At 56.1% G+C, this 14017-nt stretch carries 12 protein-coding genes; 9 read left to right on the top strand and 3 right to left on the bottom strand.

Features of this window, described 5'->3' with window-relative positions:
* Positions 1 to 413: 413 nt before the first annotated feature.
* Genes IEI95_RS05665 through IEI95_RS05645 form a run of 5 tightly spaced genes read left to right on the top strand, consistent with a single transcriptional unit; the run spans position 414 to position 5576 of the window.
* On the top strand, positions 414 to 1589 hold the full coding sequence (locus IEI95_RS05665) for an ABC transporter ATP-binding protein (RefSeq protein WP_194416147.1): 1176 nt from the start codon (positions 414 to 416) through the stop codon (positions 1587 to 1589).
* Between the two features lie 17 nt (positions 1590 to 1606).
* Positions 1607 to 2512 (top strand): carbohydrate ABC transporter permease, encoded by a 906-nt coding sequence (locus tag IEI95_RS05660; RefSeq protein WP_337926567.1) that lies wholly within the window; start codon positions 1607 to 1609, stop codon positions 2510 to 2512.
* Positions 2512 to 3333 carry a carbohydrate ABC transporter permease gene (locus IEI95_RS05655; protein ID WP_194416145.1) on the top strand — a complete coding sequence of 274 codons (822 nt, stop codon included), beginning with the start codon at positions 2512 to 2514 and terminating at the stop codon, positions 3331 to 3333. The genes IEI95_RS05660 and IEI95_RS05655 overlap by 1 nt, the downstream gene beginning before the upstream one ends.
* 43 nt (positions 3334 to 3376) lie before the next feature.
* Positions 3377 to 4672 carry an ABC transporter substrate-binding protein gene (locus IEI95_RS05650; protein ID WP_194416144.1) on the top strand — a complete coding sequence of 432 codons (1296 nt, stop codon included), beginning with the start codon at positions 3377 to 3379 and terminating at the stop codon, positions 4670 to 4672.
* Between the two features lie 43 nt (positions 4673 to 4715).
* Positions 4716 to 5576 carry a phosphodiesterase gene (locus IEI95_RS05645; protein ID WP_234934169.1) on the top strand — a complete coding sequence of 287 codons (861 nt, stop codon included), beginning with the start codon at positions 4716 to 4718 and terminating at the stop codon, positions 5574 to 5576.
* 117 nt (positions 5577 to 5693) lie between these two features.
* Here IEI95_RS05645 and IEI95_RS05640 read toward each other — a convergent pair whose 3' ends face one another.
* The 3 genes from IEI95_RS05640 to IEI95_RS05630 form a co-directional block, all read right to left on the bottom strand.
* A complete protein-coding gene (locus IEI95_RS05640) occupies positions 5694 to 7169 on the bottom strand; it encodes an aldehyde dehydrogenase family protein (RefSeq protein ID WP_234934168.1) in 1476 nt (491 codons plus the stop codon).
* A 227-nt stretch (positions 7170 to 7396) separates the two neighbouring features.
* Positions 7397 to 8833: an ROK family protein gene (locus IEI95_RS05635; protein ID WP_194416142.1), complete on the bottom strand. Its 1437-nt coding sequence runs from the start codon at positions 8831 to 8833 to the stop codon at positions 7397 to 7399.
* 14 nt (positions 8834 to 8847) lie between these two features.
* The gene (locus IEI95_RS05630; protein WP_194416141.1) at positions 8848 to 9762 is read right to left on the bottom strand and encodes a tagatose-bisphosphate aldolase; all 915 of its coding nucleotides are present in this window, start codon (positions 9760 to 9762) and stop codon (positions 8848 to 8850) included.
* 275 nt (positions 9763 to 10037) lie between these two features.
* Between IEI95_RS05630 and IEI95_RS05625 the strand changes: the two genes are divergently transcribed.
* The 4 genes from IEI95_RS05625 (at position 10038) to IEI95_RS05610 (ending at position 13987) form a co-directional block, all read left to right on the top strand.
* Positions 10038 to 10979, top strand: a complete 942-nt coding sequence (locus IEI95_RS05625) for a sugar-binding transcriptional regulator (protein WP_087729905.1) — start codon at positions 10038 to 10040, stop codon at positions 10977 to 10979.
* A gap of 111 nt (positions 10980 to 11090) precedes the next feature.
* Positions 11091 to 12080, top strand: coding sequence for an ABC transporter substrate-binding protein (locus tag IEI95_RS05620; protein ID WP_194416140.1), 990 nt, complete (start codon positions 11091 to 11093; stop codon positions 12078 to 12080).
* A 121-nt stretch (positions 12081 to 12201) separates the two neighbouring features.
* A complete protein-coding gene (locus tag IEI95_RS05615) occupies positions 12202 to 13248 on the top strand; it encodes an ABC transporter permease subunit (protein ID WP_060717563.1) in 1047 nt (348 codons plus the stop codon).
* Positions 13238 to 13987, top strand: a complete 750-nt coding sequence (locus IEI95_RS05610; RefSeq protein ID WP_194416139.1) for an ATP-binding cassette domain-containing protein — start codon at positions 13238 to 13240, stop codon at positions 13985 to 13987. Before IEI95_RS05615 ends, IEI95_RS05610 begins: the two co-directional genes overlap by 11 nt.
* The last annotated feature ends 30 nt before the right edge of the window (positions 13988 to 14017 follow it).

Below are 14017 nucleotides of genomic sequence, written 5' to 3'. Positions count from 1 at the left end.
ATGACACCAACGGTCTGTCGGCTTCAAAGTGAACCGGGCAGATCGTTTGTATCTCCGATGTCATTTGTGTTTTTTGCAAAATCAGTGTTCCGCTTTTCCTTAAGGCAAAATCTAAATCGCCAGAGGGTTTCCGCTTCGATGAAAATGCTCCGACAGGAGCGAAACTGCGTTACCAGTTGCGAAGAACAAAACAGTTCGGGGCATTGAATGATAGCGACGAATACAACTTAAAATTTTATTCGAACTCTGACCTCTCGAAATCGAATGGTCTTTTTTGTTCTTCTGTTTCAAAAGGCATTGGGCGAAAATATATTTATTATCACTTCGTCTGGATCTTTCACTAAACCTTCGCAGATCCGTTGTTTGGCTGTCATAATGCCGCCCCATTACACGCTCCGTCGAAGGAGCGCATAATGATGCAACATTCTCTAAAACTGGCTGGAATTGGAAAAAGCTTCGCGGCTGACGATATTCTGAAGAATATTGATCTCGATGTGCATCCTGGCGAGTTTCTGTCGCTTGTTGGCATGTCCGGCTGCGGCAAGTCGACCCTGTTGCGGATCATCGCCGGATTGGAGCGACCTGATCGCGGCCAGGTTCTGATCGACAATTCGGATGTGACCGACATGGATCCGAGCGACCGCAACTTGGCGATGGTGTTCCAGTCCTATGCGCTCTATCCCCACATGACTGTGCGGCAGAACATTGCCACGCCGCTGCGGATGCGGCGCTTGTCGCTTGCGGGGCGATTGCCGCTGATCGGGCGTCTGGTTGCGCCTTCCGAGATTGTGAAAGACATCAAGCGCAGCGTTGAAGAGGCTGCGGAGACATTGCAGATTTCGCATCTTCTGGATCGCAGGCCTGCCCAGCTCTCAGGCGGCCAGCGGCAGCGTGTGGCGCTGGCGCGGGCGCTGGTGCGTTCGCCTGCTGCCTTCTTGATGGATGAGCCACTTTCCAATCTCGATGCCAAGCTTCGCGCCCATATGCGCGATGAGCTTGTCGGCCTGCATCGCCGCCTTGGCGCTACCTTCATCTATGTCACCCATGATCAGATCGAGGCCATGACCATGTCGGATCGTGTCGCGCTGATGCATGAGGGCCGGATTGAGCAATTGGGTACACCCGATGAACTGTACCACCGCCCAGCGACATTGACGGTGGCGCGCTTCATCGGCACCCCCTCGATCAACCTTCTGCCTGTCATGATCGGCATGCAGGGACAGGTTACCGCTTTCGGAAAAGACCTCGAGCTTCGGGCATCAGAGCAGGATGGCGGACCGGCAACGCTTGGCCTTCGGGCAGAAGACCTGCGCGTCCAAGATCTTAGGGCCCAAGATCTGCGTGCAAGCGGAAACGGCTTTGCCGTGCGCGTCCAGCGCAGCGAGACCCATGGCGCCGACCGGTTCGTAACCTGCCGTCTTGTTGATGATGAAACGGTCGTGGTGACCATGCGGCAAGGCGCGAGAGAGGCTATTGGTGCTGATGCACATGGTCTGATGACCATTGGCTTTGCACCTGAGCGTGCTCATCTGTTTGGCGCAGATGGCACGCGCTGCGCCGTTTCTGTTCGTGAACGGGTGGCGGCATGACTGCTGGCTCGCCCTCAATGGTGCTTACGGCTAAGCCTCGTGCGAGCCGGCAAACAGCAGAGCGCCGGATGGCTCGCCGTGGTCTGTTGTTTGCGGCCCCGGCCGTTTTGCTGCTGCTGGCCATCTATATCGTTCCAATGCTTGTGCTGGCCGCTTTCTCGGTGACGGATTACCAACTCGGTGCTCTCACCATTCACTTTGTCGGGCTCGGCAATTTCATTAAGGCGTTTCACGATCCCGTCTTCATTCGGGCAGTGATCAATACGGCGATCTATGCCGTGATCGTCATTCCTCTCGGCGTTTTCCTGGCGCTTGGCGTGGCGCTGTTGGTGCATAATCGCAAGCGCAGCCGGGCCTTTTGGGAAGTCGCCTATTTCCTTCCGGTCACCGCTACGCTTGTGGCGATGGCAACCGTCTGGCAATTCCTGCTGCACCCCTCACTCGGGCCGGTGAATGCGGCAATCAAATGGCTGGGATTCGAGCCCGTCGCCTTCCTGTCCAATCCGATGCTGCTCATTCCAACCATGGCGTGGATTGGTGTCTGGCAGGTTCTCGGTTTCAACATGGTGCTGTTTCTTGCCGGGCTGACGGCCATTCCTAAAGATCTACATGAGGCGGTGCGGTTGGATGGCGCCAAAAATTCCATCGACCGGTTTTTCACCGTCACCTGGCCAATGCTGGGACCGACCACCCTGTTCGTGGTCGTCACAACATCGATCTCGGCTTTCAAGGTTTTCGAGACGGTGGCGGTACTGACCAAGGGCCGGTCCGGCTCGGAAACCCTGCTATTCGATCTCTATCTCGAAGGGTTCGAGTATTCAAATACCGGCTACGCCGCAGCTTTGACACTGCTCTTTCTGGCCATCGTCCTGATCCTGTCGATTGGCCAGACTCTGCATATGGACCGGAAGGTACATTATTGATGATCCGGTTTCGTACCTATCTTCCGCATGTTGTCCTGGCCGCTGGCGCTTTCGTCATGCTCTTGCCGTTCTACTGGATGGTTTTGACCTCAATCCGTTCGCCATCGGAAATATTCAATGTTTCCCTCTGGCCGATCCCGGAAAAATTCGAGGGCGTGGAAAACTACGCAAGGGCCGCCGGCCAGGTGCCGATGGCCCGCTTCATGCTGAATGGCGTCATCGTCTGTTTTGGCATCCTGTTCGTCCAGGTCGTGACCGCAGTTCCCGCAGCCTATGCTTTGGCTAAACTTCGCTTTCCGGGGCGAAAACTGTTGTTGACGCTGGTGATTGCCGCACTCTGCGTGCCGATCCAGGCGCTGGCTCTGCCGCTGTTTGTCGGACTGGCGAAGGCACAGCTCCTCAACACCTATTTCGCTATGATGGCGCCCTTCTTCCTGTCGGTTTTTGCGATCTTCCTGTTTCACCAGTCTTTCCGCAGCTACCCCGATGAAATCATCGAGGCGGCGCGGATGGATGGTTTTTCCGAGATGGAAATCTGCTGGGGCCTGGTCTTGCGCGGCTCGTTGCCGTCGCTTGCCGCGTTTGCGGTCTTTTCGCTGGTTGCCCATTGGAACGATCTCTATTGGCCGATGATCGTGATTTCCGACACCAATCTGGCTCCGCCGCCTCTGGGCATGCTGTTGTTCGCGGATGTCGAATCCGGCGCGAATTACGGTGCGCTGATGGCTGGCGCCACACTGATTACCGCGCCGATGGTGCTGTGCTTCCTCCTGGCACGGCGGCACTTCATCGCGGGTATCACCATGACCGGCGTTAAGTGACGTCGTTCACATGCTCCTCCTCCCAACCTTTTCGGAGACGACAATGAAAATCAACCGACGCACCGTGGTGAGCGGTCTGGCTTTGGGCCTGGCTGCTGCCGGGCTTTCCACGCCCGTGCTGGCTGCCGACGAAGTCACGCTCAACGTGCTTTACAATCTGCCGGGCTTCACGAAATTCCATCAGCCGCTGGCAGATGCGTTCATGAAGAACAATCCCAATGTAAAGATCAATTTTCTGGCGCCCGCTCCAGGCTATAACGAGGGTCAGCAGCAGGTCCTGCGCGCTGCCGTGACCGGCAATCTGCCCGATGTCTATTTTTCGGGCTTCAACCTGACCGCCGAACTCGTTCACACACTGGCGCCCCGCAACCAGATCACCGATCTGGCGCCCTTCATCGCGGCGGAAGGCGGCCAGGCCTTTCTCGACAAAAATTACAACCCGAAAATGGCGGCCCTCGGCCAGATCGATGGCAAGCAATACGGCCTGCCCGTCAATGCCTCCTCGCCAATCATCTATATCAATGCTGATCTGGTAAAGAAGGCTGGCGGCGATCCGGACAATATGCCGAAAACCTTTCCCGGACTGATCGCGCTGGCCAAGAAGATCCACGCGCTCGATCCGAAAATCTCCGGCATGGGCTATGACATCAATGGTTGGCCGGATGACTGGCTTTGGCAGGCATTGGTTCTCGAGCAGGGCGGCACATTGGTCAACGAAAAGACCAAGACTGTGGCCTTCGACAACGAGATTGGCCTTAACGCTCTGAAAATGGTTCGTGAGTTCGTCACCGAAGGCGGCCAGATCCTGCTCGACTGGGACCAGTCCCGTCAGCAATTTGGTGCCGGTCTCACTGGTTTCATCTTCTCGACACCGGCCCATGTTCAGACGATCGAGGGACTGGTGGGCGACCGTTTCAAGTTGAAGACGGCAACCTTCCCGCTGGACAACCCGGAAAAAGGTGGCGTACCGACGGGCGGCAACTCGGCTGTCATCCTAACGCAGGACAAGGCCAAGCAGGACGCCGCCTGGAAATATCTGAAATGGATCACCGGGCCTGAGGCACAGAACACCATCGTGCGGATCACCGGCTATCTGCCGACCAACAAGCTTGCCACCGGTGCCGACTATCTTGCGCCTTATTATGCCGAGCATCCGAATGTAAAGACCGCCTCGCTCCAGGCAGACCGGTCCTTGCCTTGGGCCGGTTACCCAGGCGGCGATTCCGTTCGCGTCTGGCGCACTCAGCGCGACATTATCGGCACGGTCATGCGCGGTGAAGTGACGCCAGAGGTTGGCCTGAAGCAGATGGTCGATCAGACCAACGCATTGTTGAAATAGGCCAATCGTTCAGGACATTGACGATGCTCGCGCATCGTCCTCTTTGAAGACCGGCAAGGCTGCGGGGAATGTTCTCCGCAGCTCTTTTCCAGAAAGACGGATAATGAAGATCATCCAGATCACCGATACCCATCTTATGCCGCCGGGCATGGTGGTGAACGGAGTCGATCCCGAAAAACAGCTGCGTGCGGCGGTGGGCGACATTGTTAAAAAACATGCCGATGCAGATCTTCTGGTGATGACCGGTGATCTGTGTAACTACGGCGACCCCGAAGCCTACGCGCTTCTACGCGATATTCTGGCGCCAATACCGTTCGACATCCGCCTGATGCTGGGCAACCATGATCGCAGGCCGGAATTCCAGGCTGCCTTTCCGGGGCAGCCATCCGATAGAAATGGTTATGTCCAGTCCTTTTTGGATACAGAATTCGGACGGCTGCTGTTCCTGGACAGTCACGAAGCGGACGTCATCGGCGGTATGTACGGTGCCGACCGCCTTGCATGGCTCGATGCTACCTTGGAAAGCGCTGGCGATTTGCCCGTCACGGTTTTCATCCATCATCCCCCGATGGACTGCGGTATCCGGCATTTCGAAAAGATCGGTCTGCATGACGATGGCGCGCTGATGCGCCACCTCAGCGCCCACAGCGCAGGGATCCGTCATATTGTGTTCGGCCATATTCACGTGCCGCTTGCCGGCACGAGCGCCGAAGGCATCAGCTACAGTTCCGGCCAGGCCTGCGCGCACCGCTTCATCACCGATCTCGATGCGCCCGACCCGCTCTGGACCGGCGGCAATCCCTGCTATCGGATCATCTGCCTCGATGATCACGGGCTGCGTGCCTATAGCGCCGAAGTAGGTGAGGCTATCCTCGGACAAGCATCCATTTGCGAAGGACCGTGATCTAATTCCTGCCAATCATTTCAGGATAAATCGCGGGTAGTCGTTTTTCTCTGCTCGCATTTTTTAAAATCCGAAAACCGCACCGCTGTCTCCAGCGGTGCGGTTTTCATTATCGTCTTATCGCTGTACCGAGATGAAATGATCCGTGGTGAACTCCTCAACGGCCCATTTGCCGTTAAAGCGTCCGAGACCGGAGTTTTTCTCTCCACCAAACATCACATGCGGATAGTCATGGATGGTGATGTCGTTGATATGGGACATTCCAGCTTCAATCTGCTGGGCAAAGGCCAATCCACGGGCCTCGTCACGGGTGAAGACGGCGCTGGAAAGGCCAAATTCGGTGTCATTGGCGAAGGCCAAAGCCTGTGCTTCATCTTGAGCGCGGATGATCGGTGCGACCGGGCCAAAGATCTCATTGCGGGCGAAGTCGGAATCGTTGGTCACATCGGCAAACACATGCGGTGCCACCACCCGTCCCTCAATGGGGCCGGATACGCATTCGCGGAAGCCGCTGTCGCGCGCCCGCGCAATGCTTGCGGTCACGCTGCGCAGCTGGCTGTCGTTGCAAAGCGGGCCGATCAAGGTATCCGGCTCGTTCGGGTTTCCGAATTTGATTGTCTTTACCGCAGCAGTAAAAGCCTCGACGAAGTTGTCATAAATCGAGGCATCGACGATGATGCGGTTCGTGCTCATGCAGATTTGGCCTTGATGCATGAAGCGACCGATCAGGGCCGCTCCAACAGCCTTCTCCAGATCGGCATCATCGAGAACCACCAACGGTGCATTCCCGCCTAGCTCAAGGCCTACACGCTTGAGCAGGGAGGATTCACCCGCCACCTGGGCGATATGGCGTCCGACGGGTGTGGAGCCGGTAAAGGTGAGGACGCGAGGAACCGGATGACGCGAGAAAGCGTCGCCGATGACGCTCGAGCTACCGACCACGACATTGAGCAAGCCTGCTGGCAGGCCAGCTTCCTCATAGATCTTGGCCAACAGAAGGCCGCCCGTGACCGGCGTGTCGTTCGACGGTTTCAAAACGACGGCGTTTCCAAGCGCAAGCGCCGGCGCTACAGAGCGGTTCGACAGATGCAGCGGAAAATTCCACGGGCTGATGACGCCGACGACGCCGACGGGCTTTTTGTAGACCCGGGCTTCCTTGCCTGGCTTGTCGACTGGAATGATATGTCCCTGGGCGGCAGCGGGCAAGGTGAAGGCTTCCAGCATGCCAGCGCGCACCGCGCCCCATTCTATGCCAGCCTTGATGCGCGTACTGCCGGATTCACGGATAATCCAGCTAATGATTTCTTCCTTGCGGGCGTCAAGAATCGAGACCGCTCTCAGAAACACCGCTGCACGCTCGCTCGGCAATACCCGCGCCCATTCGGTTTGGGCAGCCTTGGCTGCACCGAAGGCACGATTAAGGTCGTCAAGGCTTGCCTGGGATATTTCCGCCACAACCGTATCATCGTAAGGATTACGATCGATGGCGGTGTTTCCCTCGGTGCCTTCCACCCAGCGACCGGCAATATACTGCCCGGAAAATCCTTCATAGGCCTGTGGTTGGAATGCGGACTGACCAATATTCTGTTGCAAGACGTCTCCTCCTCTTGCCGGTTTTACGCGCCTTCGCCACGCCAATGCCGCCAGCATAGGATGGCGGTAAACGAAGGCGGTCTATCTCTTTGCGGCGGGAAGAATACGGCGAAAGCTTCAGTCAATCAATATGAATTATTGATTTATGATAAAAATGGTAATTCATAATTTTTATTGTATCAATAAATGAGTTTATAAGGCGCTTAAGCCAGAGGCTTTTGACGTCCTTAGTTTTCAAAGGCCTTCACCATCCAATCCAGGATGGCTTTGGCGTCCTTTGGTTGTGTCGTGTCGATATCCAGAACCGGAGCAAGCCCGATGGGTTCCGCACGCTGCGCGAGTTCGATAAGTTCCGGGATATAGGATGCGCCGGGATGTCCGGGAAGGCGGTTTTCAAGCCTTGATCTATAGCGCTCGCCTATCGTTTCTGCGGGGGCGTGGCACCAGAGTTCAACGATCTGCGTGATGCCAGCCATCGCGATATGCTCTTTCAGAACATCTGCTGGCTGAAATCCAAACCAGGCATCGACGATGAAGGTGGTTCCCGGAGCGGCATCGCGGATGATGGAGAAAATCGACTTGTAGCTCGCGCGTCCCAGGAGGCGATTGAAGGGGCGGTCGACATCGTCAATCAATTCCAGAAAAGGGTTTTTGATCTTATCCAGGCTCAACACCTGCCAGCCGGTTTCACCGGCGATTTTATGGGAGATCGCGCTTTTGCCGGAGGCGGGTACGCCGTTTACCATGACCAGTCTCTTGCCATGGGCAGGTTTGCCAGGATGATCGGCGTTGAGGAGATCGAAGGCCGCCAGCCCGCACCCGATGACACCGGCATCGTCATCGAGGCGCGCTCCCCTGATATCCGCTTCATACCAGGTCTCGCTACGAGGCAGAAAATTGAGGGCGGCTAACGCTGCCCTGCCCATGCCTCCACCCAGCAGAACCACGTCCGGGTCGAAGGCGGCGGAGAGCGTGTTGATGGCTGACTTCAGGGGCGCGGCCCATGCTGTCATCACCTGCAATGCAACCTTATCTCCTGATTCCGCAAAAGCCAGGATGGCTTCAAATCGTGTTTCAGGTGCATAGCCTGCCTCGCGGAGATGACGTTGCAAGGCGGTTCCTGAGGATTCTGTTTCAATGCAGCCGCGTTGGCCGCATGGACATGGCTGGCCATGGAGATTGACGACAAGATGGCCCAATTGGCCAGCGCATCGTCTGCCATTGACGATCCGGCCATTTTCCATGACGGCGCCGCCAATCCCGGTTCCGATGGTCAGCATGACAGAACTGTTCATGCCCCGCGCAGCACCCACGCGGGCCTCGCCAATCAGGGCCATGCTGCAATCATTTGCAACGGTCACCGGGCGACCTGATGTCGCTGACATTTCAGACTGGAGATCACAGCCGGATAGATTCAGAAATCCACCCGATATGATCTCTCCTGTCCAGCCATCGACACGGCCGGGTATTCCTATTCCAATCGCCGTGGCGCGCTCCCCATCCATCTCGTGGATCAGGCTCTTTATAAGAGTGACAGCCTTGGAGGGGTCGCGGCTGCCTGTAACCGACGTCTTACGGATGATTTCGCCTTTCGGCGAAATCTGTGCCGCACGCATGTTGGTTCCGCCGACGTCGATGCCGATAGAAAACAATGGAAGAGACATGACATCCGCCGATCTTACGCCGCAACTCTCTGCTTGTTGCGATAGCGCCCGATAATGTCTTGAATATCATGCAATCGGGACACGGCAATTGTCGAAAGCTTCTCTTTCGAGATATTTCGATCGAGGTCGATGCAGTCTTTCCAAAGGGAGCGGCCAGCGATGACGCCGGAGGCCCCGTTCTTCATGGCAGCCTCGACCTGGAGAAGGAAGGTTTCATGGTCGACACCCGCCGAAAGAACGGCCCAAGGGACCTCACCGGCAACCTTCGTGACTTCGGCGCAGGCATTTTCAGAGCCGGGATAAGGAATTTTCAGAACTTTGGACCCCAGTTCCAGGCAGGCGCGTGAGCCTTCGACGATAAGCTGCGGAATCTTGGCCTGATAGTCTTCACGGCTTTCGCCTTCAAGCTGGTAGGTCAGGAATTCAACGACCAGAAGAAAGTCCTCGCGGGCGAAATCCTCTATGGTCCTCTTCAGGGTTTCAAGGTTTGCAACATTGGCTGCCGGGGTATCCATCCGCAGGTAGACCATGATCTTGCCACCGGTGGCCCCAAGGGCGCGAACGCGCCGTGCATCGACACCTTCCACCATCTTGGAAATGCGATAGCCTTCTGGTGACGTGTCCCATCCGGAGGCATCGATACCGATTAGAAGTGCCGTATCCCTGGGAAGGATATCGTTATCGATCAACCCGGGCACCGCACAGACCGGATCGACGAGCACGCAGCCGGCATGAGAGGCCAGATAGCGGGCGATATCGGCCTTGGTTTCACCAAGAATGTCGTTGCCGATCTTTGCCTGTTCTTCGGGTGTCGCGGCAAGAATGGATCGCATGCCGCCGCGCTGGTCGCATGCAATAACCATCATGGATCCGCTACCGTTGCAAATTTGATGGTATCCGCGTCTTTCTGCCGTTGTCATTGCCGTCATGTGTCCACTCCGAAAGAAATTGCAGGCAAAAGCGGACAGCGCAAAGCTTTAGCCATGCGCGAGCCCTCCTGCGTCAGGTGATTTGATGATGCCTTGAAAGTCGCAGGGCCTTGGACGTCATAGGGCCTGGGAAGTCACAGGGAAGGGCACCGTATTGCATTGAGTCCGGAGCCGTTTCAGTGTAGCCTTCCCGCTTCGTGTAACACATTTCAGAAAGGAATTGCAAGCTGCTTCCGCAAACTTCACAGGATACGGCGTCCCGGGCGACATTGCATATGGTCGCAAAGCTGCATTACGAAGCGGACATGTCTCAGGTTGAGATCGCGCGCAAGCTTGGAATCTCGACCGCGACCGTCTCCCGTTTGCTTCAACGGGCAAGGGTGCTTGGGATCGTCAAGATCGAGGTGCTTGACCTTGTCTCGCCCGCCGGTCTGACCCAGGAACTGATCGAAGCGCTGTCCCTGAAGAGGGCGGCGGTGATCGATACCCCATCGACAGGTGTTCTGGGTGCGCTGGCAAAGCCGCTGGGCGATCTGCTCAAGGAAGAAGGCCTGGCCGCAGGGTCGGTCATCGGCATCGGTTGGGGTCGTGCCATACGTGAGGTTATTGCCGCTGGCTTGCCGCGTATTCCTGGCATTATCGCCGTTGCGTTGAACGGTGGTCTCCAGCAATCAGCGCCGCATTTCCAGATTAGCGAATTTGTCCGCCAGGCTGCCGATCAGTTGGGTGGCAGCGCCCATTTTCTGCATGCGCCTTATCTTTCCTCCGCCGAATTGAAGGATGCCTTTCTTGCCGATGCATTTGTGCAGGAAACGACGAAACTTTGGGATCGCCTGGATTGCGCGATTGTCGGCATAGGGCTGCCGCATGCCATCAATCCGCCTGAGGCGAGTGCTGCAACAGTGAATGAGCGCGCCATTGGAGGCGCGGTTGGTGACGTCATCAGGCACTATGTCGATATCAACGGCAAGCTTTTGTCCTGGGATGGGGAAGAGCGAATGATTGCGGCATCCAGCCAGCAGCTTTGCAAGGCCAAACTGTCTATCGGTGTGGCCGCGACCGTTGAAAAAGCGGCTGGAATCATCGGCGCCGTCCGTTCCGGAATGATCAATTCCCTGGTCACCGACGCCAATACCTGCATCGCAATTCTCAATCTTCTCCAGCAAGATGCGCCTTCCCAGGGGGCGGAGAAACAAACGAAAGCGAAAAAGAAATAAGTTTCTGAAAAAAATTTCTTGACGGCAGACTGAAAACGGCGTGATGATGCTGTCGTGAATTGAATGCTTAATTCACGGGAGATGACTGTTTCGATTTGGGAGGAGAGAAACATGGAACGTCGGCGTTTTCTTCAATCTGCGACCGCGATTGCCTTGTCCGCACCGGCTGTTTTGACGGTTACGCGTGCTCAGGCCGAAAATAAAAAATTCAGAATTGCGCTGATTCCAGGTCTGACCACCGATGCATTTTATATCACGATGCATAAGGGCGCAGAAGCCGCGGCCGCTGCCATCGGCGCACAGATTATTTTTCAAGGCGCTCCAGATTTCAACCCTGTTACACAGGTTCCGGTTCTTGATGCGGTCATTGCGAAAAAGCCGGATGCCATTCTCATCGCACCCACCGATACCACACAGTTGGTGCAGCCGTTGAAAAAGGCTGCGGATGCGGGCATTCCGCTGATCACGGTCGATACATTCATCGGGACTGGTGACTATCAAACAGGCGCAGGGGACGGGGACTTTCCGTTGTCCTATATCGCATCGGACAATGTTCTGGGCGGCGAAATTGCAGCGCGCTCTCTGGCGTTGGCCATTGGTGACAAAGGCAAGGTCTATGTCTCCAACGTTAAGCCAGGAGTTTCGACAACGGACCAGCGAGAGCAAGGGTTCAAATCCGAGATGGCCAAACATCCCGGCATCACGGTTCTCGAAACGCAGTTCAATGACAATGACGCTAACAAGGCCGCATCTCAGCTCCAGGCGGTCTACGCCCGCAATCCAGATTTGGCCGGTGTATTTGGTGCCAATCTGTTTTCCGGGCTTGGATCGGCGAACGGTGTCCAGCAGGCTGGCCAATCCGGTACAATCAAGGTTGTGGCTTTCGATGCGCCAGGGTCAGTGGTGGATAATCTGAAATCCGGCCTTATCGATTTTGCAATCGCCCAGCATCCTGCGGAAATCGGCTATTACGGGGTGATCTCCGCCTATGCTCACCTGACCGGGCAGTCCATCCCAACCAAGATTGGGACTGGCTTTACTGTCATTAACAAGAGCAACGTGACTGATCCAGCCGTCGCTCGGTTCATCTACGCTGAATAGACCTCCACGGCCTCGTTAAAACGTCAGCTCAAGCTGATTGGACGCCAGGATAAGGCTTTCAAGTCCCTTCATTGACAGTTGACCAGAACTCAGGATGGAATTCATGCTGGAAAACCAGACCATGGCGCCCGAGAACACCCACGCCGTCGCACCTCAGGCAGACCATGCCGACGTCACAAAGACGATCGTGCAGCGTATCGCTCAGTTGCGGGCGTGGGTCTTTCTGGCTGCACTTATTGTGATCTTCGAGATTTGGGCGCAGACAGATTTTGGAGGGACGTTCGTTGGTTCACCCTTCAATTGGCAATCTGTCGCGGTCTTTGCCGTTGCGCCTCTTCTTTTGGCAATCGGCCAGACCTTCGTCATCATCTCTGGCGGCATCGATCTTTCTGCGGGTTTCATCATGGGGCTTGCGGCGGTCGTCGCTGCCCACGCCACCAATTATTTCGGGGTCTTCATGCCTTTGCCGGCTGCGATGGTGTGCGGCATCCTCGTCGCCATCCTCGCCGCGACAATTCCAGGCATCATCAACGGGTTGCTGATTTCCAGGCTCAACGTGCCCCCTTTTATCGGCACACTTGGCATGTTCGGTGTTGCCAGAGGCGCGGCTTTCCTTCTGGCCGGAGGAACAACGGTACCTGTCAAGAACTCCTACTTCGCGATGTTGGGAAATGGACGGATAGAGGGCATACCGTATCTCGTTCTGGTAACCGCCGTTTTCGTGCTGTTGATGCATTACATTCTCAGCCAGACACGCTTTGGCCAGCATAATTACGCGATTGGCGCCAATGCCCAGGCATCACGCCGGGCAGGTATCGATATCAAAGGCCATATTTTGCGACTTTATATCCTGTCTTCGGTCTGTGCAGGCCTTGGCGGCGCGTTATATGCGGCGCGCTTCACGGCGGGCGCTGCCCAGGCCGGAGAACCCTTGCTTCTCGACAGCGTGGCTGCCGTCGTAATTGGCGGCGCCAGCCTGTTTGGAGGCTCGGGAACAATCATCGGAACGGTGGCGGGAGCCCTGGTCATTGCGGTCATCCAGTACGGCCTGGTTTTCATGAATGTTGAGCCATTCTGGCAGTTCATTGCCGTTGGCGTCGTTATCATCATCTCCGTTCTTATCGACCAGGCGCAACGCCGCTTCAGTGGAGTCAAACATGCTGAGTAATGTCGCACCCCTTCTCGAAGTCCGCAATTTTTCCCGGTATTTCGGCGCGGTGAAAGCCCTTGATAATTGCTCGCTGACGGTCGGTGCCGGTGAGGTCGTTGCCTTGGCAGGCGACAATGGTGCTGGAAAAACCACCATGATCAAGGCGATCTCGGGTGTCTATTCGCCGACATCGGGTGAAATTCTGATCGATGGCTGCCCGGTTGCTTTTTCCTCGCCCCAGGATGCGCGTGAAAAAGGGATCGAGACGATCTATCAGGACCTGGCGCTTGCCGATAATCTTTCGATTGGCGCAAATATTTTTCTTGGCCGTGAGCCAATGAAACGCGCTTTCGGCTTTCTTCCCGTCCTCGATCGGAAGGCGATGGCCAAGGCCGCAGCCGATACCATGGCGCTTCTCGACTTTCATGTGAAGCGATTGGATGCACCGGTCAGCAACTTTTCAGGCGGACAGCGCCAGGCGGTGGCAATCGGTCGGGCCGTTTACTGGAATGCCAAGATCCTGATCATGGACGAACCGACAGCGGCGCTGGGCGTGCCGGAGCAGCGTAAAGTTGTTGCGCTGATCAAATCGCTGAAAGCCCAGGGCAGGGGCGTTATTTTCATCTCCCATAACCTCCAGGACATATTCGCGGTATCGGACCGTATCGTTGTCCTGAGACGGGGTATTGTCGCGGGAACGCGCAATATTGCCGATACCAACCACGACGAAATCGTCAAGCTGATGATTGGTGGGTAATCCTAGAAGTCAGCAAGCAAATCAACGCGG

It is taken from the genome of Agrobacterium vitis (genome assembly GCF_014926405.1).
In the GTDB taxonomy this organism is placed as follows: domain Bacteria; phylum Pseudomonadota; class Alphaproteobacteria; order Rhizobiales; family Rhizobiaceae; genus Allorhizobium; species Allorhizobium vitis_H.
The sequence above is the reverse complement of the archived record's forward strand: the minus strand, read 5'-3'. Positions and strand labels throughout refer to the sequence as shown.